General features: G+C 39.9%; 21 protein-coding genes and 1 other annotated feature. Of the genes, 17 read left to right on the forward strand and 4 right to left on the reverse strand.

Annotation, left to right across the window (positions count from 1 at the left end):
- Positions 1 to 91 precede the first annotated feature (91 nt).
- The 4 genes from H8S88_RS03460 to H8S88_RS03475 all read left to right on the forward strand — a co-directional run bounded on the left by H8S88_RS03460 (position 92) and on the right by H8S88_RS03475 (position 8618).
- On the forward strand, positions 92 to 2653 hold the full coding sequence (locus tag H8S88_RS03460) for a TOTE conflict system archaeo-eukaryotic primase domain-containing protein (protein WP_236127939.1): 2562 nt from the start codon (positions 92 to 94) through the stop codon (positions 2651 to 2653).
- On the forward strand, positions 2640 to 5198 hold the full coding sequence (locus tag H8S88_RS03465; protein ID WP_236127940.1) for a hypothetical protein: 2559 nt from the start codon (positions 2640 to 2642) through the stop codon (positions 5196 to 5198). Before H8S88_RS03460 ends, H8S88_RS03465 begins: the two co-directional genes overlap by 14 nt.
- A gap of 529 nt (positions 5199 to 5727) precedes the next feature.
- Entirely contained in the window at positions 5728 to 6948 is a 1221-nt protein-coding gene (locus tag H8S88_RS03470; protein WP_236127941.1) for a DNA cytosine methyltransferase, read from the forward strand.
- A 77-nt stretch (positions 6949 to 7025) separates the two neighbouring features.
- A complete protein-coding gene (locus H8S88_RS03475; protein WP_236128200.1) occupies positions 7026 to 8618 on the forward strand; it encodes a hypothetical protein in 1593 nt (530 codons plus the stop codon).
- Positions 8619 to 8635: 17 nt separating this feature from the next.
- Here H8S88_RS03475 and H8S88_RS03480 read toward each other — a convergent pair whose 3' ends face one another.
- Genes H8S88_RS03480 through H8S88_RS03495 form a run of 4 tightly spaced genes read right to left on the reverse strand, consistent with a single transcriptional unit; the run spans position 8636 to position 11382 of the window.
- Positions 8636 to 8941, reverse strand: a complete 306-nt coding sequence (locus H8S88_RS03480; RefSeq protein ID WP_195550088.1) for a DUF5960 family protein — start codon at positions 8939 to 8941, stop codon at positions 8636 to 8638.
- Positions 8922 to 9293, reverse strand: coding sequence for a hypothetical protein (locus tag H8S88_RS03485; protein ID WP_236127942.1), 372 nt, complete (start codon positions 9291 to 9293; stop codon positions 8922 to 8924). Before H8S88_RS03485 ends, H8S88_RS03480 begins: the two co-directional genes overlap by 20 nt.
- Positions 9290 to 10702 (reverse strand): Y-family DNA polymerase, encoded by a 1413-nt coding sequence (locus H8S88_RS03490; protein ID WP_236127943.1) that lies wholly within the window; start codon positions 10700 to 10702, stop codon positions 9290 to 9292. Before H8S88_RS03490 ends, H8S88_RS03485 begins: the two co-directional genes overlap by 4 nt.
- Before the next feature lie 2 nt (positions 10703 to 10704).
- Positions 10705 to 11382 (reverse strand): helix-turn-helix domain-containing protein, encoded by a 678-nt coding sequence (locus tag H8S88_RS03495; RefSeq protein WP_135781846.1) that lies wholly within the window; start codon positions 11380 to 11382, stop codon positions 10705 to 10707.
- Positions 11383 to 11564: 182 nt separating this feature from the next.
- On the opposite strand from H8S88_RS03495, the gene rsmD reads away from it, so the two are divergent.
- The 13 genes from rsmD to trpB all read left to right on the forward strand — a co-directional run bounded on the left by rsmD (position 11565) and on the right by trpB (position 23403).
- Positions 11565 to 12104, forward strand: a complete 540-nt coding sequence (rsmD, locus tag H8S88_RS03500; protein WP_236127944.1) for a 16S rRNA (guanine(966)-N(2))-methyltransferase RsmD — start codon at positions 11565 to 11567, stop codon at positions 12102 to 12104.
- The gene (gene coaD, locus H8S88_RS03505; protein ID WP_236127945.1) at positions 12094 to 12567 is read left to right on the forward strand and encodes a pantetheine-phosphate adenylyltransferase; all 474 of its coding nucleotides are present in this window, start codon (positions 12094 to 12096) and stop codon (positions 12565 to 12567) included. Before rsmD ends, coaD begins: the two co-directional genes overlap by 11 nt.
- Positions 12568 to 12572: 5 nt before the next feature.
- Entirely contained in the window at positions 12573 to 13679 is a 1107-nt protein-coding gene (locus tag H8S88_RS03510) for a SepM family pheromone-processing serine protease (RefSeq protein WP_048789054.1), read from the forward strand.
- 160 nt (positions 13680 to 13839) lie between these two features.
- Entirely contained in the window at positions 13840 to 14550 is a 711-nt protein-coding gene (ccdA2, locus tag H8S88_RS03515) for a thiol-disulfide oxidoreductase-associated membrane protein CcdA2 (protein ID WP_135781849.1), read from the forward strand.
- Positions 14551 to 14576: 26 nt separating this feature from the next.
- Complete coding sequence (locus tag H8S88_RS03520; RefSeq protein ID WP_223356956.1) at positions 14577 to 14897, forward strand: hypothetical protein; 321 nt, start codon at positions 14577 to 14579, stop codon at positions 14895 to 14897.
- Between the two features lie 65 nt (positions 14898 to 14962).
- On the forward strand, positions 14963 to 15523 hold the full coding sequence (locus tag H8S88_RS03525) for a redoxin family protein (RefSeq protein WP_223356954.1): 561 nt from the start codon (positions 14963 to 14965) through the stop codon (positions 15521 to 15523).
- A 12-nt stretch (positions 15524 to 15535) separates the two neighbouring features.
- The gene (msrB, locus tag H8S88_RS03530; protein WP_236127946.1) at positions 15536 to 16657 is read left to right on the forward strand and encodes a peptide-methionine (R)-S-oxide reductase MsrB; all 1122 of its coding nucleotides are present in this window, start codon (positions 15536 to 15538) and stop codon (positions 16655 to 16657) included.
- 58 nt (positions 16658 to 16715) lie between these two features.
- On the forward strand, positions 16716 to 17450 hold the full coding sequence (locus tag H8S88_RS03535; RefSeq protein WP_125335600.1) for a response regulator transcription factor: 735 nt from the start codon (positions 16716 to 16718) through the stop codon (positions 17448 to 17450).
- Positions 17447 to 19159 (forward strand): cache domain-containing sensor histidine kinase, encoded by a 1713-nt coding sequence (locus H8S88_RS03540; RefSeq protein WP_125335202.1) that lies wholly within the window; start codon positions 17447 to 17449, stop codon positions 19157 to 19159. Before H8S88_RS03535 ends, H8S88_RS03540 begins: the two co-directional genes overlap by 4 nt.
- Positions 19160 to 19586: 427 nt before the next feature.
- Entirely contained in the window at positions 19587 to 20165 is a 579-nt protein-coding gene (locus H8S88_RS03545; protein ID WP_125335204.1) for a YutD family protein, read from the forward strand.
- Between the two features lie 18 nt (positions 20166 to 20183).
- Positions 20184 to 21272 carry a 23S rRNA (adenine(2503)-C(2))-methyltransferase RlmN gene (gene rlmN / locus H8S88_RS03550; protein WP_006596799.1) on the forward strand — a complete coding sequence of 363 codons (1089 nt, stop codon included), beginning with the start codon at positions 20184 to 20186 and terminating at the stop codon, positions 21270 to 21272.
- Positions 21250 to 21783, forward strand: coding sequence for a VanZ family protein (locus H8S88_RS03555; protein WP_185761513.1), 534 nt, complete (start codon positions 21250 to 21252; stop codon positions 21781 to 21783). The genes rlmN and H8S88_RS03555 overlap by 23 nt, the downstream gene beginning before the upstream one ends.
- A 77-nt stretch (positions 21784 to 21860) precedes the next feature.
- Positions 21861 to 22096 (forward strand) — a binding site (T-box leader).
- A 119-nt stretch (positions 22097 to 22215) separates the two neighbouring features.
- Positions 22216 to 23403, forward strand: coding sequence for a tryptophan synthase subunit beta (gene trpB / locus H8S88_RS03560; RefSeq protein ID WP_125335206.1), 1188 nt, complete (start codon positions 22216 to 22218; stop codon positions 23401 to 23403).

A 23403-nucleotide genomic window follows, 5' to 3' on the forward strand; every position in this document is an offset into this window, starting at 1 on the left:
AAACACGGCTGAATGCCGTGTTTTTTTTGGTATAATGGATTTTAGATACGCTTACAATAATTTTTATTATTTAATATAAGGAGAATTTTGAATGGATGACATTTTATATAGACTAGCTAGAAAATTATTTAACCTTTTCGTTGCTAATCAAAATGTAATTGCAATGCAAATGCCCGATGGCAATTATATTCCTCAAATAATCAATTATGATTTTACCTTATTTCATCAAATGCTTGTTAAAAGATCTGCGCTAGCAGTTTATCAACAGAAATCTTTTTCTAGCCAGATAAAATGGGTTTGTTTTGATTTTGATATATTAAAAAATCAAGAGGAGAAAGGAAGTATAGAGGAATTAGCAAATTTGATGGTTGATCCACTTTGTAAAGTTTTAGATACTTTAGATATTAATTATTTAGTTGAATTTTCTGGACGTCGTGGAATTCATGTATGGATTATTTTTGACTCCTTTTTTGAGAAACAGCTTGGATATGACTTAATGGATATAATATTAGATAAAGTCAATTATGAGGAGAGATTGTTCGATATTTATGCTATTGATAGGTTTCCAGCTACAAGATACGGAAAAAATAAATTTGGAAAAGCAGTAAAATTACCTTTATCTGCTCATAAAAAAAATAACAATAAACAATCATACTTTTTGACTGAATCTGATTTAAATTCATCATTGATACAAGATATAAATTCTAGTAAAAAAGAAATAGATCTTCAAAAACAAGATGAGATAATTTCTAGATATAAAAAAAATAGTTTTTCTCTATTTAAAACATTGGGAATTGCTGAAGAAAGCCAAACATATCAAAAATACAAAACTCAAAGGTTTAATGATATAGAACTAGACTTTAATGAATTAGTTGAGAAAACGAGTGATTCTATTGTATTTTTAAAATTATGGGATAGAGTCCAAAATGGGTGCATTACCCATATAGATAGATTGGTTTTGGTGGGTACTTTTGCTTATTTTAGCAAAGATTTACTGATGTATATTTTTAGTAGTCAAAATAATTTTAATGCTGAAAAAACCATAAGCCATATTGAAAAGCTGAAGAATAGTCTATACCCTGTTACAATGTTTTATCTATATGACTTATACAGGGAAAATTTAGAGGTTCATATTGATGGTAATCTAACCGTGGTTGAATTCATTTCAAAGAATTTAGATTTAAATCTAAACAGTTTACCGTCCGCAATAAGTGAGTCAAAAACAATCACACACTATATTTTGGAAAAAGAAAAGAATTACTTTCAGTATAATGATGAAATTTTAGAACCGCATATTTTTCACGGTCTTAATAATATATTTAATTACGATATTGAAAGAATTGAGAATAGAGCATCAGAAATAATAAATGGCAAAATACAGTGGAATGATCATAAATATTTAGATACTTTTTATCCTTATATTAGAAAAGAAAAGAAAAATGGAACAGTGAGAGAACGAACATTAGTATCATTAACCACAATTGACAGGCTGTTAACCACTAGATTAAGCTATGAATTTGTGAATTTATTAAAGTGGAAATTCGATTCTTACAGTTATAATATGAATTTTTGGTCAGATGAATTTTTATTTTTTCCTTTTTATTCCTCATGGAAAAAATATGTTAGTGATGTTAGTTTGTATTTGAAATTTGATATTTTTGATGATTATAGTATTATGAAGTTAGATTTAGAGTCATTTTATGATAATATCTATATACATTCAATTAATGATCAATTAATTGAAATGATTAATAAAAAATCAAAAAAAGATAGGGAAAAGCTAGAAAATATTTTCAGTTTTTTATCGAGTTTCAATTCAAGTCTTCAAATGAAATTAAATGGAACAACAAAGGGAGTACCACAGGGGCCAGCCTATGCACGTGTTTTAGCAGAATTTTTCCTATCTACGCTTTTAAGTAATTTCATTGAAGAATATAAGTCGAGAAATGATAAAGCTATTATTCGATTATTTAGATACGTAGATGATATTTTTATTATATATAAAAATATTGATGACGGGGATTTTCTTCTAAACGAAATAAATATGCTTTTTTTAAGTGTTGGTTTAAAATTAAATGAAGAAAAAACATTTAATTTTGGACTAATAAAAAATTTAACAAATGGAACTAAAGAAGCTTTTTTTGATGATATCTACAAAAATTATATAATACAAAGTTTGGAAGACACTACTTATTTATCTGAGGATGATCAATTTCAGATTTTTGAGTTATTTGATAAGTATATCAAAAGTGATAATGAATGGAATATAAAAAATGCTAATTTTTTATTGGGAGACCATATTGATACTGAGTTACTTAGATATTATATATCAAAAAACTACTATAATATCCTGTGTTCGGAAATTGGAAGAGGAAGTATTTTTTATAAATTCTATCAAATAATACTAACGAATCCGAAGCAAACAATTAGTTTTTTTATAAATACTGATTATCAAAAAATTCCTAAAAATTCGTTAAATTTTAAAGTTTTCTTAGTTAGTTTATATTATAAACTTAACAAAGTCATTAGTTTATCGGATATTATGAGAGATGAATTTTGTGCTTTTATTGATTTTTTAAAAATAATTACCACAGATGATTATGAACAAAGTATAATTAATGTTATTTTAGAGAGGTTGAATGATGACTATTGATGAATTATATGATACAGTCTCTATTATCGAGCCTTCAAGTGTAATGGAGTCTCACTTAGAGAGGTTTAAAGAGATTTATTGGCATCTTTCAGATGAATATAAACAAAAGAAACTAGGTATTATTTCTAAAACATTTTTCCATATTTTAAAAAACTGTCAGTATCCACTTTCTGAAGACGAAACTGATAAAATCAGTGAACTTATTGCTGCTATTGCTGTAACACAAATTCCTATATCCCAGAAAGAATCTTTTATCTGTGGTGAATACGAATTTTTTAGATTATTAAATAATTTAAAAAATAATGATACTTCTAATTCTGCCAAAGTGTATGAACTATTGGGAGAAGATATCACTCCTGTCGATTGGATTTTTTCACTTAAAAAAAATGATGAATTCTTATACCCTTTAGGTACAATTATGAATGATGTTATACGTAACAATTATTTTGATGTAAAGACTTTATTTAATTTATCTTTTTTATTACGAATTTATGTTAAACATAAAATCAAGGATGATGAAATATTAAAAAAAATTGATGAACTAAGTCAAAATTATAATATAAAATGCCTAGAGTATATTCGTGCAGGTGGAAAACAATTATTATCTTCTCAAAATGTTAATGAAAATGGAACAATGATTTTCCGGTATAATGAAAAAGTATTAATTAGAAGTACCAAGAAATATTATTTTGGCACCAAGCAGTCAATTAAAGAAGAGAAAGATTCAAAAAATAATATAATTGCATACTTCATAGAGTATTGTCTACCAACAAATGATATAAAATTTTTTAGTTTGACTGAATTTTTGCGAAAAGCTGAACCTAATTCTGAAAAATTTGAATTCATCAAAAAATTATATCAAAAAGGGCATTTTAATAATTTCTATCAAGATGCTATTTATTTAAATAAACAAACACATAAGTATGAGTTTCTAAATCCATATGGATATTTAGATGGAAAAATTCTGATACCCACTGGCAAAAAATATGAAAAATATAATAATGATGAAGAGGGCTTTTTTAATTTGTTGAATGCTTCCGATAAGCAATACTCTTTAAGGCAGTCTATAATTTTGAGTAGAAAGCAATTTGATATTCTTACACTAGACTTTTTTAGTGAGCTCACTAGATTGAATAAGGGACCTATAAATATAGAATCAGCTGAAATCTCAGAGTCGGATTTTTTACAAAACTCTCTTTTTAAACAGTATTTTGAGAACTGTGGATATTTCAACGAAGGCACAATTTTAAATTATTTAGATTTTATTCAAAATAATGTTTTTAACTTAAACAATGCTAATATTAAAATGAATGATAAGATGAAACTAATTTTTCCATATAAAATCTATGCTCCTGATTATTTTTCTGATGTCTGTTATTTATATAAACATAGACTCGAAGATATCCAAGGGGAATTCTGTCAGTTTAAAATCTCTAATCGTGGATTAGAAAAATACATTGAAGTAAATGGAAAAGAAGTTGTAATCAAAGATATTGAAAAAAAAACATTAAATTCATCTGATATAGATAGTATAAACGTGCCGTCAAGCATTAAAGAAGGCTTTTTTGATGAGCAAAATAGTGTTTTATATTATGATAGGCAATTAACTACAGTCGCTAAAAAGTTAACTAACTTCAATAAAACAAAAGAAGAATACTTATTAACGTACGAAGTACTAAAAAGTAAAAGTGATACTTCCCTTAAATCTATAATTGAGCTAATAGCAGCTATTAAGTTAGACAGTATAAACTATGACGTTTTCAGTGTAAGCCCCATGGAAGAAGCTGAAAGCATTTTGTGGTATAAGTTAATGTGGCACTTTGTAATTATGGGATGGAAATCTGAACAGATTAATAGCTTTTTAGATTTGGTATTAAATAGGCACTATACTGGCTGTGCTTTAGAATATGAAGATGTAGTTGATAGCTGGTTTAAATCTATAGAGGAAATGATTAGTGAAGATTCCAATCTTATATTTAGAAAAGAAAAGATGCAAGATACAACTTTGGATAATTACATTGGTGAAATCTCCATATCATTAGGCGGAAAGCAACCAATAACACAAACAGTATTTGAAAAAAGCAAAGTACGTATTGAAAATAATAAATTTTACTATAAAGATAGAGAGATTAAGAAAATTGTGATATTGGTCGATAATATCATGGGAGGAAAGTCCCTAAAAGATGCTCTGAATCATTATTTCATTGCTGATTCAAAAACAGATATTCATGAACAGTATTTTCCTTATTCACCTGAATTAAAAGAAAAGGGATTGAAAAATTTGAATGTAAAAGTTATAGTTAAAGCAATTTGGAGTTTTCCTGATGTACTCTCTAATACAAAATCACTTAATGACGACTCATATGACCTTTCAATAATACCTGAAAAAATAATTGATAATTACTATAGGTGTAATGATGAAGTGAAAAAAATTACTATATCTTTATATGGAGAAGTAGAAGACGCAGATTATTTGATCTTCCGAAAAAAAATATGCCTTTTAAAACGGTATTTCCTAAAAAAGTTACAGATACAACGAACTTAATTGGATTATTTAATCGTTCAAAGGAATTAAAATAAGAGTCTAATAATGTGTGTAAAATGTTTCCATGCATCTGAACTTTCTATATCTAACGTCAACACAGTAGCATAATTCTATAAGCCATTCTCGACCCCCCAATGAAATAAACAAATTGGTTTAATAAATTCAGAAACACGGATTTACGCCGTGTTTTTTGGCATAATTAATTAAGGGGTAGGTATATAAATTGCTAGATTTCCGTAGATTAGAGAATGAAAAGTAATAAGCATCCTATAATCGAAATTATTTTGTTTATACAATATCCAAAAAATAAATCCGTCTCATCTGCTAATGGAAATAGGTATTCTTTTTAAGTAAGAATAGTTAAACTATGAGTCATTTAAGCTAATAGAGTCATTTTTCTTAAATACGATGGTTAATATTAAGAAAGAGTTTAATCTATGAGTTGACATTTATTTTCTTACTTTCCTATTTATTTTCTTGTTTATGTTATACTATAGAAAGTCGAATATTTTAGAAAGCAGGTTACTACATGACAGATTCTGTAAGTTCGAACCGACCTGAGAAGTACAACATTGCAGCTTTCTTCTCAGGTGTTGGGGGAATTGAGTTGGGATTTGAACAGACCAACGAGTTCAGAGTGGTGTATGCCAATGAGTTTGATAAGTATGCGCGTCAGACTTATCAGTTAAACCATCCAGATACCTATTTGGATGGTCGTGATATTCACGCTGTTCAGCCAGAGGACATTCCATCTGAGCGCGTGGATGTGATTATGGGAGGTTTTCCTTGCCAAGCCTTTAGTATTGCGGGGTATCGCAAGGGCTTTGATGATGATCGTGGCGATCTTTTCTTCGAATTGCTTCGCATGATTGAGGGGCGTAAACCTCGTGCTATTTTCATCGAAAACGTCAAGAACATGGTCGGTCATGACCACGGCAATACCTTCAAGGTCATCCGTGAAGCCTTGACGGAGAACAACTACTTCATCAAGTGGAAGGTTCTCAATGGGAAAGACTATGGAAATATCCCTCAAAACCGTGAGCGGATTTACATTGTTGGTTTTGATACTAAAGAAGCCTACGACTTGTTTGAATTCCCAGAGGAAATCAAGTTGACTACAACTTTGAGCGATGTCATTGACTTTGGTGCTAAGCCAGATGAGGCCTACTATTATCGAGAAGGGAAGCAGAATTTCTACGCTGACCTCAAGGCTAATGTGACCAGTCAAGATACGGTCTACCAGTGGCGTCGTCAATATGTTCGTGAGAATAAAAACGGTGTTGTTCCAACCCTAACGGCCAATATGGGAACAGGCGGGCACAATGTCCCTCTGATCTTAACAGATAGTGGAGAGATTCGTAAATTAACACCAAAGGAAACCTTCAATGTCCAAGGTTATCCTAAATCCTTTAAAATCCCAGAAGGGGTTTCTAACGGTCAGCTATACAAGCAGGCTGGAAACAGCGTAGTCGTTCCCGTGATTAAACGCATCGCGGAAAATGTTGCCAAGGCTTTAAATGAAAGCCAAGGTCAATCTCAACTTGCCCGCTCAGGAAAATTTGCCATCATCTATACCAAGATGAACGGCCAGTTTGAAGGGCAGTCTTATGTGAAAGATTTTGTCTCCACTTATGAGGAGGCAGAGAAGAAGATTGCCTCCTATGAGGATGGTCTTGCCATTTTATCAGACGAAGATTATTTCAGATTGGTAAAAAAACGTGGAAATTTTGAATTTTATAGCATTATTTAACGAATTATATAAGTAAGAGGACTAGTGAAAATCTAGTCTTCTTTTGATATACTTAAATAAGAAGTGAGGATTGAATGATGTGGGAACACCTAAAACAAGAACAAAAGGAAAAATACAAGACGCTCATTACCAATTTTGCTAGTCTGAGTGAGGCCTTTTCTCAAAAAGCAGAGGGTGAAGATTCTGATGATCGAGAAAGCTATGTTGCTCCGATTGTTAATTCAAAGTTCCAAGAGACTGTTTTCCAAAAAGCTTTTCATGCGGTTGGGGAGGATATTGCCAACACCTCTTATGACGCTTCGGTTGTCGTTGATGAGCAACATAAGTATTTGGTTGGGATTAAATCCTTTGGTTTGGACTCAGGGGATCAAAAAATTGCTCAGTTCAAGAAAGATTCACAGTCTTGGAACGAGCTGTTGAGTGAAATTCGATTTCAGGCTGAGATTTCACCGGACAAGGAAACAGCTGATAAAGAAAATCAAGCTCGTTATGAAAAACTGGCCCGTGAGATTTCGTCTTTGCGAAATCAACGAATTGAATCATCTAAAGCTCTCATTAAGGGATTTCATTCTGATTCTAGTCATGTGGAAGCCGTCTATCATGTCTTGATGCCGACTTCGAAAGGACACAAGCCTCAGATCCATGTAGGAGAGACGACTTATCTGACGGTTGATTTAGATAATCTCAAAATTCTAGGCTCAACGACTAAGAACAATCCGACAAATTTCCGTTTTACGGACGGTCAGCATGATTACAAATATACGGCCGCAGATAGTCAGCTCCATATGACCTTTAGGAATAAGGAGATTGTGGTTGACACCTGGGATGTGAATTATGTCGAGGATCCCTTTTATCTCTTTGAACACCTTCACTTATTGACCTCGGAGAAAAGTGATTCGGAAATTCTCGAGACGGTGTCGTGGGTGATCACAGATAAGAACGGAAATGTAGAAGAAAATTCTGGCTTTAATGCCTTTAATGGTGGATCAAAATTGGCCAAAAAAGATCGCTTGCCACGGATTTTAAAGATTCAGGACAAATTTAAAGACAGTCTGGCTCCAGAAGAACTAGCTTTTGTAACCTATTCTTTAGAAGAAATCCTCTTGAAAAAATGGTCTACAAAGGAAGAAAAAGCTCAGATGAAGTCCATTCGTGAGGACTTGATTCGTTTTGTACACGAGACGGGAAATGAAAAATTAGTCAAAGAAATTGAACAGCTGGTGTATCGTCCAGTCAGTGAAGTGTATATTCCTCTTCCAGATTCCAAACATTTCCATGAGGAGCGTCCAGACTTTTTTGGTAAATGGATTGGAGATTTTGAGCCAGGTACGAGTAAACTTGCCCTTCCAAAAGAAGAACGGACCTTTAAGCTACGATTTTTATCATCAGGTGATGTGATTACTGCCTATATCAACCAAGAAGCTGGGAAGGCCATTCAATCAACTGATAAGCAAGAAATCCTTGGCAATTGGATTCTTCGTGGGGTCTTTCAGCTAAAAGACAGAGAGATCTTAACGGGTAAGAAATTGTCTCAGTTAGAAATCAATGGTATCCGTCTTTCAAAATTCAAAAATGGTGAAATTGGCATTGACTTCATCTGGATCGATGTGGAAAATCCTCCTGCAGATGCGATTGGTTGGGTTGCGAAATCCTCTTCATCCACACGATAAAAGAACCTCCTAGTTTTCTAGGAGGTTGTTTTGTATTCTGTGGTGGTGCTGTGGCCTAGGTAGGTATAAATCCGTGTCAGTGGAGATTGGGGATGGGTGGAGACGCGAAAGTGAAAGTAGTGATCACGGTGGTCGCGACTCTGGGTATGGTGGAGTCTGAAATAGTTGCGCTGGCCTGTCGACATGGATCTCAGCAGGTCATCTTCTAAAAAGACCAAGGGGGTCGCAGTCGTTGCCAATCGGTAAAAATCATGCTCGAACTGCTGGTAATTGTCTGAAAAATAATCGAATTGGAGTTCGTGTTTATTCAGGGCTGGTTTCATAGCTAGAATCTCCTGGTTCAATAGAAAAAATAGTCGAAAGAAGGAGAGAGTGGTAGTGCTGGCCATTTTTTATGAGGACTTCGGAAGGGCTTAAGGTATAGACTTGGCCATAGTAGACGGCGACTTGATTGTCCTGGAGGGTAGAGAGGGAGAGGGGAACATCTTGCTGGTAGGCCTGCTCAAGGAGGTGACGGATTTCTTGGTTTGAGAGGAGGCGAAGCTCTTCGAGAGAGAGCTGGTTTGTTTGTAAGGCCGTCGAATGCTCAGAGAGGAAGAAGCCGGCCCACTTGGCCATGCCCCGGTCTTGGAAGTCGCGTGCCGACTGATAGGGGAGATAAGAACGATCAATCATGCTAAGCCATCTAAACCTCCTGCAGAGTGGCCTCCGGTCAGTTTGCTTCGAGCCAGAGCGCGCGAATTTTCTAATAGGGCAGAGCCCTTTTGTAGAGAAGCAAAGCCAAACCGGTCACGGATGTGGTCAATGGTCTCTTGGAGGGCTTCTTCTCTTTGGGTTTGCTCAGGGTCATCAAATAGGGAGATCAGCTGGAAGCTCTCCTCTACGAGCTTCCCATAAAAGACTCCGATCTGCCGGATGGCTCCTCCCTGGTAGTGGGAGCGAAAGAGCTGGATGACTTCCTTGGCTAATTGAGCGGTAGAGTTGGTCGGATCAATCTTTCGCTGGCAGTGGATGGAGGGAAGCTGTTCCTGTTTGGAGTAGCTGGCGTGGATGGAGACCAGTTGTGTCTTTTTCTTTTCCCGACGCAAGCGGATAGCAACTTGCTCAGCCATCTCTCGAAAGACTAGTTCAATATCGCTTTGGCGGTGGTAGTCATGGGGAAGGATTTGCGAATTTCCTAGACCGTGAGACTTTGGCCGATAGGGACGATGGACATTGCTTTCATCGATCCCATGGGCGTGAAACCAGAGTTGGACGCCCATGACGCCAAATTCTTTTTTGAGTTGGTCTGGATTGGCCTGGGCTAGTTCATAGATGGAGTGAATACCTAGTTTGTTCAGGCGTTTTTCTGTTCGATGGCCAATCCCCCAAAAATCGGTCAGTTTTTTTATCTGCCAGACTCGATTGGGGACGTCTTCATAAGACCAGTTAGCCCGCATGGTTTTCTGGTGCTTGGCTTCGTTGTCCAGAGCCAGTTTGGCCAGTAGGGGATTGGCATTGCTCATCCCGACAGTAGCGTAGATCCCAGTTTGCTGCCAAATGCGCTTTTGGATCCGAGCAGAAAGAAGATCCAGCTTGGAGCGTCGGTCCAGCTGAGGATCGGGAATAAAGTAGTTGAGAGAGCTGGTCAAATCGATAAATCCCTCATCAATGGAATAGGGATAGATGTCATCTGGAGCAGCAAATTCTTGAAAGACTTGTTGGATTTCCATGTTGACCTGGATATAGGCATTCATGCGAGGGGGCACGATAAAGGTGCGCTTGGCCCAACTTTCGATATAGTGGACAAAGGCTGGATCCGTAGGCAGGCCTTGCTTACGGGCCAGGTAGTAATTGAATTTCCTCGTCTTGAGATCAAAGGGCAGATCATAGCTCCGTCCGACATTTTTCTTCCCAAAGACCTGCTTGAAAACGGGGGAACTGGCTAAGATGAGGCCAGCAGAATTGTCGCTTCGACTCATGACACAAAGAGAAGTAGTCAAAGGGTTGAGCCCGAGGCGGACGCATTCACAGCTGGCATAGAAACTTTTCATATCCACAAAAGCAATATCAGACCTGGGCTCACGTGAATAATCAAAGAGCATGTCTAGACCTCCAGAGGGAGGAAGTGGCCGACCACGATACCAACGATTTTTGGTTCATCTTCGTAGGGAGCAAAGAGGTCATCATAGGCTGGGTTGATGGACTCTAGGCGGAGGCCCTCCTCTTCTCGATAGACTTTTTTGATATAGGTCTTCCCATTCCACATGAGGGCATAGACCGCTCCATCATAGTCAAATCCGGTCTGTTTCATCAAGGCGACGGAACCGTTTGGATAGCTTGGTTCCATAGAATCTCCAGACACCCAAGAGGCAAAGTCGTGTTGGATCTCTTGGTCAAAATAGACGGTCTCGTAGTCAGTCTCATTGTCATAAAAGGTATGACCATGTCCAGCTGCCAAGTCGATAGAGAGGACACGGTAAGGGACCAAAGAGACGACCTTTTCTTGCTCTGCTAAGAGTTGGCTGGCCAAGAGATCGACTTTTTTCTGATGGGGTGGGGTTAGTAAAGGGTAGGTGAAAAGCGCTGAGCTCTTGTCGACAAAGTAGTCCTCTTTAACGGAGAGACGCTTGGCCAACCTCCTGAGATTTTTATCGTGTGGCTCTGCTAAGCCATTCTCCCAACTAGAGTAGGTCTTGCGACTAATCTCTAAGGATTCGTAGACCTGGGCTTGGGTCAGGCCCAGCTCAAGTCGCCGGTCTTTTAATTTTTTTGCATCAAACATCTGCATTCTCCTATGTAACGTTTTAAAAGTTACGTATAGTATAGCAAAAAAAAATTCGGACTTCAAGAGAAAAGTGAGAGGATTTTTCTTTAGCAGCGAAAGGGATTTAACTTAAGCGGATATCAGATGGGAGAGGTGGGTGTTTTTGTATCTTTTATCCAAATTTTGATATAATAATCTCTATGAAGATTGTATCAGGTACCTATGGAGGGCGTCCTCTTAAGACGCTCGAAGGAAAGACAACAAGGCCCACTTCAGATAAGGTGAGAGGGGCTATGTTTAATATGATCGGTCCTTATTTTGATGGGGGTCGGGTCTTGGATTTATATGCTGGCTCAGGCGGTCTGTCCATCGAGGCGGTGTCTCGGGGGATGGAGCAGGCTGTATTGGTCGAGAAAGATCGCAGAGCCCAAGGGATTATTGCTAGCAATATCCAAATGACCAAGGAAAGCCACAAGTTTCAATTGCTGAAGATAGAGGCTCACCAAGCTCTCAATCAATTGCAGGGGACTTTTGACCTTGTCTTCTTAGATCCTCCCTATGCCAAGGAGCAGATCGTAGCCGATATTGAGGCGCTGGCTGAACGTGGTTTACTTGGAGAAGAGGTCATGGTCGTCTGTGAGACAGACAAGGCAGTAGACTTGCCTGAGGAGATTGCTTGTCTAGGAATCTGGAAAGAAAAAATCTACGGAATTAGTAAGGTGACGGTTTATGTCAGATAAAATCGGATTATTTACAGGTTCATTTGACCCAATGACCTTGGGACACTTGGATTTGATAGAGCGAGCTAGTCGCTTGTTTGATCACTTGTATGTAGGCGTCTTCTTTAATCATGAGAAGAAGGGCTATTTTACCATTGAGCAAAGGGAAGCCATGGTGACAGAGGCAGTGGCTCATTTGTCCAATGTAAGAGTCATCACTTCGGAGGCAGAGTTGGCAGTAGAGGTTGCTAGACGGTATGGGGTAACGAGCTTGGTTCGCGGGTTGCGCAATGGCCAGGACTTCCTCTATGAAAGCAACATGGACTACTTCAATCACCAGCTGGCTCCAGAGCTTGAGACCATCTATCTCTGTGCCCAGCCCCAGTACCAGGCCTTGAGCTCGACGAGAATCCGCGAGTTGCTGACCTTCCAGCAGGATGTCAGTGCCTATGTCCCAGAGAGTGTTATAAAGGAGATGAAATAAAAGGAATGAATGAATTTGAGAAACAGAGGGCTCAGCTACCAGAAAGCCCATTTGAACCTATACGCAAAAAAGATAGTGTGTGGAGGACCTATCGTTGGCCCCTTATTGGGACCTTGCTTCTGATTTTGGCCTTGCTAGCTTTCTTTGTTCCCCTGCCCTACTATCTGGAAATGCCCGGGAGTTCAGAAGATATTCGCCAAGTGATGCGCGTCAACCAGAAAAATGATGAAGCATCCGGTTCGTATGATTTTGTCACTGTTGCCGTCAAGCAAGCGACCTTCTCGGATATAGTCTATGCCTGGATGACTCCTTTTACAGATATCCACTCTGAACAAGAAATGACTGGTGGCAGTTCCAGTGAGGAATTTTTCCGGATCAATCAATTTTATATGGAGACCTCTCAAAATACTGCCAAATACCAAGGATTGAAAACGGCTGGAAAAGAGACAGAGATGGAATTCTTAGGTGTTTATGTCATGCAAGTAGCAGAAGACTCTACCTTCAAAGGCGTTCTAAATATTGCGGACACGGTTACGGCCGTGAATGACAAAACCTTCAAGAGCTCAAAAGAGCTCATCGAGTATGTTGGTTCCCAAAAAATTGGGGACAAGGTCTCAGTGACCTACACAGAAGATGGTCAGACCAAGACAGCTGAAGGAAAGATTATTAAGTTGGTCAATGGCAAGAATGGGATTGGGATTAGCTTGATTGACCGGACAGAAGTGAAGAGTGACGTGCCGATTGAGTTTGCGACAGCTGGCATCGGTGGTCCAAGTGCCGGGATGATGTTTAGTTTGTCCATCTATACCCAAGTAGCGGATCCAGACCTTCGTCAGGGACGCCACATCGCGGGGACAGGGACTATTAACCATGATGGGACTGTCGGAGATATCGGTGGAGTGGATAAAAAAGTCGTAGCGGCAGATCGCGCTGGTGCTGAAATCTTCTTTGCCCCTGACAATCCAGTGACAGAGGAAGTCAAAAAGAACAATCCGAATGCCAAGAGCAACTACGACGAAGCGGTAGAAACAGCTAAGAAAATTAAGACCAAGATGAAAATTGTCCCTGTCAAAACCTTGCAGGATGCCATCGATTATTTGAAAAAGAACTAAAGTAGCCTGTTTGACAAATTTCGTACTTTAACGTATGACATCGTGTTAGCAGATGGGAATATTCATCTTCCAATCAAATTCAAGTTTTTGCATATCAATCTCTCTATTTTTAGAGAGATTTTTTTTTATACTAGTGTCAGAAAGAAAGGGAGGTAGTGAAATGATTCAAACCAGTTTGTTTTCCATCTCAGTATTCTTAGCGGGAGTTCTATCCTTTTTCTCCCCGTGTATTTTGCCACTGATGCCAGTCTATGTAGGGATCTTATTAGATTCTGAGCATGAAAAAACGGTGCGTATTTTTGGAAGAGATATTTCTTGGTATGGTTTGGTCAAGACCCTCTGTTTTATTGCTGGTCTATCAACCGTATTTCTTATCCTAGGTTATGGTGCAGGTGCCCTTGGTCAGGTACTCTATGCTCCCTGGTTCCGTTACCTACTAGGAGGGATTGTCATCTTATTGGGAATCCATCAGATGGGCCTCATCAATCTTCAGCAACTCCAAAAACAAAAGAGTATCCAACTGAAGAAGGACGAAAAACGCAATGAATTCTTCAATGCCTTTCTGATAGGGGTCACCTTCAGTTTTGGTTGGACCCCTTGTGTCGGACCAGTTTTGAGCTCTGTTTTAGCCATTGCCGCTTCTGGAGGAGATGGGGCTTTACAAGGTGCTCTCCTGATGCTGGTCTATACATTGGGCTTGGCGCTACCCTTCTTAGTCTTGGCTCTAGCTTCTAGCTGGGTTCTACAACATTTTGCTAAACTCAAGCCCCATATGGGAACCTTGAAAAAAATTGGTGGTGCCCTCATCATCTTGATGGGCATCTTGCTGATGCTAGGAAATCTTAATAGCCTCGCATCCCTGTTTCACTAATCTTGAATGATTAAAGGAGAAAAATCATGAAAAAAATTCTTACACTTACCATTGCTACACTTAGCCTTGTCACTTTAGCAGCTTGTTCTGGACAGAAATCAGATTCAGACATGAAAAAAACGGACGATAGTAGTATGATGAAGAAGGACGATATGAAGAAGGATGACATGAAGGATTCATCCATGTCCGATGATAAAATGAAAAAAGAAGACATGAAAGATTCATCTATGATGTCTGATAGCAGTTCTGAAATGAAGGACGATATGAAAGAAGATGAGATGAAATCCAGCGATTCAGAAATGAAAGATGAAAAGAGTGGATCATCTGATATGAAATCAGACCAATAAAGGACAATAGGAAGAGGAGGTCGTCTGCTTGGGCGACTTTCTCCCTATTTAAAGAGGAGGAAGACATGAAAAAAATAGCCTTAGTAGCGACAGGAATTTTCTGTGTAGGATTGTTAGGGGCTTGCTCTAACCAAGGAATGGCATCATCCAACAAAAGTGAGACTAAGCAGACAGCCAAAACGGGATCTTCAGAGCAAGCTGGAAAGAAGGTTCAAGAGTTTAACCTGCAAGGAGTAGACGGTAAGACCTACCGCTTATCAGATTACAAGGGAAAGAAAGTTTACCTCAAATTTTGGGCTTCCTGGTGCTCAATCTGTCTTTCAACATTAGGCGACACAAATGATTTAGCAAAGGCAGAGGAGGGTAAGGATTATGTGGTCTTATCCGTTGTAGCTCCAACCTTTAATGGTGAAAAATCGGAAGCAGATTTCAAAAACTGGTACCAGTCTTTGGATTACAAGGATTTCCCAGTCTTGATGGACAGTAAGGGCGACTTGCTCAAAGAGTATGGGATTCGCTCTTATCCATCTGCTCTCTTTATTGCGAGCGATGGAACTCTCGCTAAGACCCATATCGGTTATATGAGCAAGGAAGACATCGTCCAGACTCTAAAAGAAATGAAGTAAGGAGGACATAAAATGGAAACAAAATGGAAACTCATTTCCATTCTTTTAGTGGGGCTATTTTGTTTTGGAATCTTTTTCCTTATCAAAGGATCCATGGCCTTGGATACATCAGATACGACGACTGAGCAGATCAAAAAAGCGTCCATGAGTCAGACACCAGTAGCAAACAAAAAGAAGGAAGAAAAAGTCAATCCAGAAGACCAACGAGAAATCTATCTAGCTGGTGGTTGCTTCTGGGGTGTGGAAGAGTATTTTTCCCGTGTTCCGGGTGTCATTGATGCCGAATCAGGTTATGCCAATGGAAAAGGGGATACCACCAAGTATGAATTAGTCCCTCAAACAGGCCATGCTGAAACAGTTCATATCACTTACAATGTCAAGCAGGTATCTCTGAAAGAATTGCTCCTGCATTATTTCCGGATTATCGACCCAACGTCGAAGAATCGTCAAGGAAATGATCAAGGAACTCAATACCGAACAGGTGTCTATTATGTCTCTCAAGAAGACCTTCCAACTATTAACCAAGTCTTTGAAGAGGTAGCAAAAAAATACGACAAACCGTTAGCGGTGGAAAAAGAGCCACTGACTAATTTCATCAAGGCGGAGGACTACCACCAGGATTATCTAAAGAAACATCCGAATGGGTATTGTCACATTGATGTGAATCAAGCTTCTTATCCAGTTATTGACGCTAGTCGCTATCCAAAACCGAGCGATGAAGAGATCAAGAAGAAGTTATCGCCCGAAGAATATGCAGTGACGCAAGAGAATGATACAGAGCGTGCTTTTTCTAATCGCTATTGGGATAAGTTTGAAGCGGGCATCTATGTGGATGTCGTAACAGGAGAGCCTCTCTTCTCCTCAAAAGATAAATTTGATTCTGGTTGTGGTTGGCCAAGCTTTAGCCGACCGATCAGTCCGGATGTGGCAACCTACAAGGAAGATAAGAGTTTCAATATGACTCGGACAGAGGTTCGGAGCCGTGTGGGAAATTCCCATCTGGGCCATGTTTTTACCGATGGTCCCAAGGAAAAAGGCGGCCTTCGCTACTGCATCAATAGCTTGTCAATCAAATTCATCCCTAAAGCAGAAATGGTGGAAAAGGGCTACGGTTATTTATTGGACTATGTCTGAGACATTTGGAACTACAATTTGCTATAATAAGCATAGCAAAGACAAGTAGGTGAAAGACATGTATGCGATCATGATTGTGGAAGATGAAGAGCTTATCCGGCAGGGTCTGACTTCCTTAGTAGACTATGAACAGTTTGGAATGGCCGTCATCAACCAGGCAGAAAATGGGCGTGAGGCTTGGGAGAAGTTTCAAGAGCAACCAGCCGATATCCTTCTAACCGATATCAATATGCCACAAATGAATGGCTTGGATCTGGCCCATCTCGTCAAAGAGCAGTCTCCGTCTTGTCATATCATTTTTTTGACGGGTTATGATGACTTTGAGTTTGCGAGGAAAGCCATCAAGTTAGGTGCAGATGATTATTTGCTGAAGCCTTTTTCAAAAGATGATATTGAAGAGATGTTAGCAAAGGTGAAAGGAAAACTCGATCAAGAGCGAAAAAAGGCGCAAGTCGAAGATTTGGTCAGTCATGGTTATTCGACAGACTTGGAAGAAGCCATTCATGCTCGTTTAGCAGATTCCCAGTTAACCCTGAAGGATTTGGCCTATCAACTTGGTTTCAGTCCCTCTTATCTAAGTGTATTGATCAAGAAAAAATTGGGACTCCCCTTCCAAGAATACCTTATCCAGGAGCGAATGAAGAAGGCTCGCCTCTTGCTTCTCACGACAGATTTAAAGATTTATGAGATCGCCGATCAGGTTGGTTTTGAAGATATGAACTATTTTTCTCAACGCTTTAAGCAGGTTGTTGGGGTGACGCCAAGGCAGTACAAAAAAGGAGAGAATGAATGAAACGATATCCATTGCTGATTCAGCTGGTCCTCTACTTTTTTCTCTTCATTCTCCTCCTTTTTGGTCTTATTGGTAGCCTTTACTATCAAACGAGTTCAGGGACGATCCGCCAGCAAACAGAGCGGACGACAAGAAATAGTATCGATCAAAGCAGTCAGTTTATCACCTCCTATCTAAAAAAATTAAAGCAGACCACAACAGTGCTTAGCAAGGAACAGGCTGTTCGCCAATTTGCCCAAGACAAGAGTGCGGATCAAGAAACGGTTCAGCACCTGATGCGAACGATGATTGAAACGGATCCGGACCTGGTCTCAGCAGTCCTGGTGACTAAGGACGGACGTCTGGTAGCAACAGATACCAAAATCAGCATGCAGACTTCCTCAGATATGATGAATGAAAGTTGGTATCAAGAGGCGATTAAGGAAAGAGCCATGCCAGTCTTGACACCAGCTCGAAAGGAATCCTTGACCTCGGAAAAAGAAAAATGGGTGGTTTCTATTACCCAAGAAGTGGTCGATCAGACTGGCCAAAATCTCGGAGTAGTACGCTTGGATATTGGCTACGATAGCCTTCAGGCTTACTTGGATCACCTTCAACTAGGGAAACAAGGCTTTAGTTTTATCATTAATCAAAAGCATGAGTTTGTCTACCATCCTAAAAAGGCGGTCTATTCCTCCAGCCAAGAAATGCAGGCCATGCAGCCCTATATTGCTGTGAAAGATGGTTATGCAAAAGGAGGGCAGAATTTTATCTATCAGGTTCCGATTCCAAATAGTGATTGGACCTTGATTGGAGTGGCTTCACTTGAAGGACTTCAGATGCTTCAGTCGCAGCTCCTATACTCTTTCATTGGTCTAGGATTACTAGCTTTGATCATGTGTTTAATAGGGATCGGCTTTGTTCTTCGTTTGTGGATCAAACCCTTACGAGACCTTCAGGCTATCATTTTGAGGATTGGAGCAGGAGATGCTGACGTGAGAGCTGCAGCCAAAGGATCTCCAGAATTGGTGGACCTCGCTCAAACTTTTAATGCCATGTTGGACCAAATCGATAACCTCATGCAACAGGTTAAGGAAGAGGAGCAGAACGCACGGCGTTACGAGTTGCGGGCACTTTCGGCTCAGATTAATCCGCATTTCCTCTATAATACCTTGGATACGATTGTCTGGATGGCGGAGTTTAATGATAGTCGGCGCGTAGTCGATATCACCAAATCTCTGGCTCAATATTTTCGACTGGCTCTCAACCAAGGCCAGGAACAAATCCTACTGAGAGATGAAATTGACCATGTACGCCATTATCTTTTCATTCAGAAGCAACGTTATGGTGAAAAGCTCAATTATGAAATTCTAGAAGATGAACGGTTGGGCGACTATCAGCTCCCCAAATTAGTGCTTCAACCCTTAGTGGAAAATGCGATTTATCATGGCATTAAAGAGATCGATCGGCCAGGTCTCATTCGAGTGACGACTGAAGTCAGTGGAGACTCCGCCTGCGTATCGATTTTTGACAATGGACGAGGGTTTGACCAATCAGAGTCAACAGACCAAACCCTTCTTCGTTTAGGAGGTGTTGGCTTGAAAAATGTGGACCAACGATTGCATCTTCAATTTGGTGAAGCCTATCATATGGAGATTGATTCTAAGGCCAATAGCTATACCAAAATTACTCTTTTTTTGCCCCTTTCATCATCTGATGAACATGTATAGAGACAAAGATTGCCTTCTTTGTTTTAGATTGAAGACGAAGTCATCTAAAAAACTTTCCGCTGTGAGAAAAGTGCCTGAAACGCAATTGTTTCAGGCACACGGAATTATTGAGGCTAAAACAGTTCGGGGAACTGTTTTAGCCTGAGCCCAGAAATTAAAGAGCGAAGAGGCTCAATAATTAGTCATGGAACTTCTACGAAGTTCGCTGACGTCCGTACTCACCTAAGGAAAGTTTTTCAGAAGACTTTATTTTCCATCTGAGCAGGCTTTGAAAAAAGCCTGCTTTTTATAATGTGACAGGAAGAAGAGGTAAATTAAATCGTCAGACTTTTTACAGATTTTCTCTTTTTCGTTGAAATTCTATCTAAAGATAGGGATTTATGATAAAATAAAGTGTTACAACTAAAGGTATGAATAAAGGAAGGCTATGCGCAAAGAAATATCCCCTGAATTATTTAATTACAATAAATATCCTGGACCGGAATTTCGTCTGGTTGGCAGTCAAGTGCTAGCAGAACAATTGACATTTGAGCTGGTTGAGAATCAAAATGATGCCTTTGATGCGACGGTCTTTGGCCAGCGTTTTTCAGAGGTTTTGACCAAATTTGATTACATTGTCGGTGATTGGAGCAATGAACAGTTGCGTCTACGTGGCTTCTATAAAGATGATCGCCCTGTCACAGATGCAGAGAAAATCAGCCGTCTGGAAGATTATTTATTAGAATACTGTAGCTATGGCTGTGCTTATTTTGTCCTAGAAAATGCAGAACCCCGTCGAGCATCCTTTGACAAGAAATCTTCTCCTAAACAACAGGAAGAAGGGAACCGTTCTGCTAAGCGTGGCGGTCGTCAAAATCGCCGGAATCGTTCTAAAAATCAGTCACGGGAACGTGAACAAGAGCAAAAACAAAAGACTTCTCAACCAAAGAAAAAGAACCGTCAGCGGTCTAGAAAAAAAGATGCACAGGGTGAGCAAGAACGCCACTTTGTCATCCGTCAAAAGTAAAGAGAGAAAAGAGATAAGATGAAACCTTCAATTTATGGCTTGACTCGACAAGAACTGATCGAGTGGGCAGAAGAAAATGGTGAAAAGAAATTCCGAGCGACCCAAATCTGGGAATGGCTCTATCGGAAACGCGTCCAGTCATTCGAAGAAATGACCAACCTATCGAAGGATTTGATTGAAACCTTGAACGACCAGTTCGTGATTAATCCTTTGAAACAACGGATCGTGCAAGAATCGGCAGATGGGACCGTCAAATACCTCTTTGAATTGCCAGATGGCATGTTGATCGAGACAGTTTTGATGCGTCAACACTATGGCTTGTCAGTCTGTGTCACCACTCAGGTAGGGTGCAATATCGGCTGTACTTTCTGTGCATCTGGTTTGATTAAGAAGCAACGCGACTTGAACAGTGGGGAAATCGTTGCCCAAATCATGTTGGTTCAAAAATACTTTGACGAACGTGGACAAGATGAACGTGTCAGCCACATCGTTGTGATGGGAATTGGTGAGCCGTTTGACAACTACAAGAACGTCTTGAGCTTTGTCCGTACGGTCAATGATGACAAGGGGCTAGCTATCGGTGCCCGCCACATTACCGTTTCAACGTCTGGCTTGGCTCATAAGATTCGTGATTTTGCCAATGAAGGTGTTCAGGTCAATTTGGCAGTATCCCTTCATGCTCCAAACAATGACTTGCGTTCCAGCATCATGAAAATCAACCGGGCCTTCCCGATTGAGAAATTGTTTGCGGCCATTGAGTACTATATCGAAACGACCAACCGTCGGGTGACCTTCGAGTACATCATGCTCAACGAAGTCAATGATGGTGTCGAGCAAGCCTTGGAATTGGCAGAACTCCTCAAAAAGATCAAGAAGCTATCTTATGTCAACTTGATCCCTTACAACCCAGTTAGTGAGCATGACCAATATAGCCGGAGTCCAAGAGAGCGCGTGATGGCCTTCTATGACACCTTGAAGAAAAATGGAGTCAACTGCGTGGTTCGTCAAGAGCATGGAACAGATATCGATGCAGCTTGTGGACAATTGCGTTCTAATACGATGAAGAGAGACCGGGAGAAAGCCATTGTTGAAGAAGCTCAACCGTAACAACTGGCTGATAGAAGAAGGGCAATTAACAAAAAAAGGAAGACAACTGCTACTAGGTGGCAGTTTCTTCTATTTTGTCCTGCTCTGCCTCATGTGTTTTCTTCCCCAGCGGCCTGAACCAGGGATGGAAACACCTGGGATTCAACATTTTGGTCGTGTAGTCGTATTACTGATTCCCTTTAATTCTCTCATCAACCTAGGTCAAGTGACCAGTCTGCTCCAGCTGATCAAGGTGTTTGTACAAAATATAGCCAATATATTTCTCTTGTTCCCTTTGGTTTTTCAACTGCTGTGGCTTTGGCCTTGGCTAGGTACTCGGAAACGCGTCCTTTGCTTTAGTCTAGGGATGAGTGTGTGGATCGAGCTTAGTCAGATTGTGTTAGACCTCTTGTTTGATTTCAATCGGGTGTTTGAGATAGATGATCTGTGGACCAATGCTCTGGGAGGCTACCTAGCCTATCTGTGTTTTAAATGGGTGCAAGCTTCTATGGGTAAGGATAATCTATCTTAGTTTGGACTAAAATCCGAACGATTGAATACGATTTCAAATTTTGGGTTGACAAAGTCAGAAGCGGGAGCTATAATAGCTTCAAGACATCAGAAAAGTAGAGGTTTTTCTCACTTCCAGGGAGCTTGTGGTGATTGCGAACAAGCAGTGGTGAATCTTGAAATGGGCTGATGCGTTTATGATGATGAATTTGAAACAATAAAAATTCGGTGAGCACACCTTATCGTGCACCCTGTTGTTAGACAGGTCAGAGATGTAGGAGAAAGAATGTCTTCCTACAATTGAGGTGGCACCGCGGTATCGAATCGTCCTCACACAGATTTTTCTGTGTGAGGTTTTTTGTATCTCAAAGGAATCTAGTGAGACTGCAGCTCAAAGGCCGGCGAGAGAAAAAATCATAAACAGGATTGAAAATATAGAAAAGAGGACACAATCATGACAGAAACAAAAGGCTATTTCGGACAATTTGGTGGATCTTTCGTACCAGAACCTATTCAAAACTTGCTGGATCAATTAGAGGCAACCTTTGAACAGTATAAAAATGACCCAGAATTTATCGCAGAATACAAACATTATCTGAAAGATTATTCTGGACGGGAAACACCGCTCTACTTTGCGGAAAGTTTGACAGATCATTTAGGTGGGGCGAAAATTTATTTGAAGCGCGAAGACTTGAATCACCTAGGTTCGCACAAGTTGAATAACGTCTTGGGGCAAATCCTCTTAGCCAAACGCATGGGCAAAACGCGCGTGATTGCTGAAACAGGAGCTGGTCAACACGGTGTGGCTACAGCGGCTGCAGCAGCTAAGTTCGGTATGGCCTGTGATGTTTACATGGGGGCAGAAGATGTGGAGCGCCAACGTCTCAATGTCTTCCGCATGGAAATGATGGGGGCAACCGTTCATGCGGTTGAAACAGGTACAAAGACCTTGAAAGACGCTGTTGATGCTGCTTTTGGAGCGTGGATGGCGGATCTGGATGCCTTTTACGTTTTGGGTTCTGCTGTTGGCCCTCACCCTTACCCAACCATTGTGCATGAATTCCAAAAAGTAATTAGTGAAGAGTCTAAACGTCAAATCTTGGAAAAAGAAGGTCGTTTGCCGGATTATGTGATTGCCTGTGTCGGTGGTGGCTCTAATGCCATCGGTGCCTTCTCCCAGTATGTAGGGGATGAGGAAGTCAAATTGGTCGGTGTTGAAGCGGCAGGCCATGGTTTGGATACTGATCAGCACGCAGCGACCATGACTAAGGGGACTGTTGGAGTTGTCGATGGCATGAAGACCTATGCTGTCTTTGGAGAAGATGGAAAAGTAGCGCCAGTGTACTCAATCTCTGCTGGTTTGGACTACCCAGGGGTTGGTCCAGAGCATGCTTTCTTTAAAGACTCTGGTCGTGTCGAATATGTAGCTGCGACAGATGATGAAGCAGTTCAAGCGCTTCTTCTTCTCAGTAAGACAGAAGGAATCCTCCCAGCCATCGAAAGCTCACACGCGATTGCAGAAGCGGTCAAACGTGCTCCACAATTGGACAAAGATAAGATCATCATCATCAATGTTTCTGGACGAGGGGACAAGGACGTAGCTGCTATTGCAGATTATCTAGAAGCGAAAGCTACAAACTAA

Origin of the sequence: Streptococcus sp. GS001 (assembly GCF_021595565.1) — a bacterium.
Classification (GTDB): Bacteria; Bacillota; Bacilli; order Lactobacillales; family Streptococcaceae; genus Streptococcus; species Streptococcus xiaochunlingii.

Excerpts from the sequence above, each read along its gene's own strand:
- rsmD (WP_236127944.1), top strand. The coding sequence starts at position 11,565 with ATGAAGATTGTATCAGGTACCTATGGAGGGCGTCCTCTTAAGACGCTC.
- ccdA2 (WP_135781849.1), top strand. The coding sequence starts at position 13,840 with ATGATTCAAACCAGTTTGTTTTCCATCTCAGTATTCTTAGCGGGAGTT.
- H8S88_RS03480 (WP_195550088.1), bottom strand. The coding sequence starts at position 8,941 with ATGAAACCAGCCCTGAATAAACACGAACTCCAATTCGATTATTTTTCA.
- H8S88_RS03535 (WP_125335600.1), top strand. The coding sequence starts at position 16,716 with ATGTATGCGATCATGATTGTGGAAGATGAAGAGCTTATCCGGCAGGGT.
- H8S88_RS03485 (WP_236127942.1), bottom strand. The coding sequence starts at position 9,293 with ATGATTGATCGTTCTTATCTCCCCTATCAGTCGGCACGCGACTTCCAA.
- H8S88_RS03510 (WP_048789054.1), top strand. The coding sequence starts at position 12,573 with ATGAATGAATTTGAGAAACAGAGGGCTCAGCTACCAGAAAGCCCATTT.
- H8S88_RS03495 (WP_135781846.1), bottom strand. The coding sequence starts at position 11,382 with ATGTTTGATGCAAAAAAATTAAAAGACCGGCGACTTGAGCTGGGCCTG.
- H8S88_RS03460 (WP_236127939.1), top strand. The coding sequence starts at position 92 with ATGGATGACATTTTATATAGACTAGCTAGAAAATTATTTAACCTTTTC.
- H8S88_RS03520 (WP_223356956.1), top strand. The coding sequence starts at position 14,577 with ATGAAAAAAATTCTTACACTTACCATTGCTACACTTAGCCTTGTCACT.
- H8S88_RS03475 (WP_236128200.1), top strand. The coding sequence starts at position 7,026 with ATGTGGGAACACCTAAAACAAGAACAAAAGGAAAAATACAAGACGCTC.
- H8S88_RS03545 (WP_125335204.1), top strand. The coding sequence starts at position 19,587 with ATGCGCAAAGAAATATCCCCTGAATTATTTAATTACAATAAATATCCT.
- trpB (WP_125335206.1), top strand. The coding sequence starts at position 22,216 with ATGACAGAAACAAAAGGCTATTTCGGACAATTTGGTGGATCTTTCGTA.
- rlmN (WP_006596799.1), top strand. The coding sequence starts at position 20,184 with ATGAAACCTTCAATTTATGGCTTGACTCGACAAGAACTGATCGAGTGG.
- msrB (WP_236127946.1), top strand. The coding sequence starts at position 15,536 with ATGGAAACAAAATGGAAACTCATTTCCATTCTTTTAGTGGGGCTATTT.
- H8S88_RS03525 (WP_223356954.1), top strand. The coding sequence starts at position 14,963 with ATGAAAAAAATAGCCTTAGTAGCGACAGGAATTTTCTGTGTAGGATTG.
- H8S88_RS03465 (WP_236127940.1), top strand. The coding sequence starts at position 2,640 with ATGATGACTATTGATGAATTATATGATACAGTCTCTATTATCGAGCCT.
- H8S88_RS03470 (WP_236127941.1), top strand. The coding sequence starts at position 5,728 with ATGACAGATTCTGTAAGTTCGAACCGACCTGAGAAGTACAACATTGCA.
- H8S88_RS03540 (WP_125335202.1), top strand. The coding sequence starts at position 17,447 with ATGAAACGATATCCATTGCTGATTCAGCTGGTCCTCTACTTTTTTCTC.
- H8S88_RS03490 (WP_236127943.1), bottom strand. The coding sequence starts at position 10,702 with ATGCTCTTTGATTATTCACGTGAGCCCAGGTCTGATATTGCTTTTGTG.
- coaD (WP_236127945.1), top strand. The coding sequence starts at position 12,094 with ATGTCAGATAAAATCGGATTATTTACAGGTTCATTTGACCCAATGACC.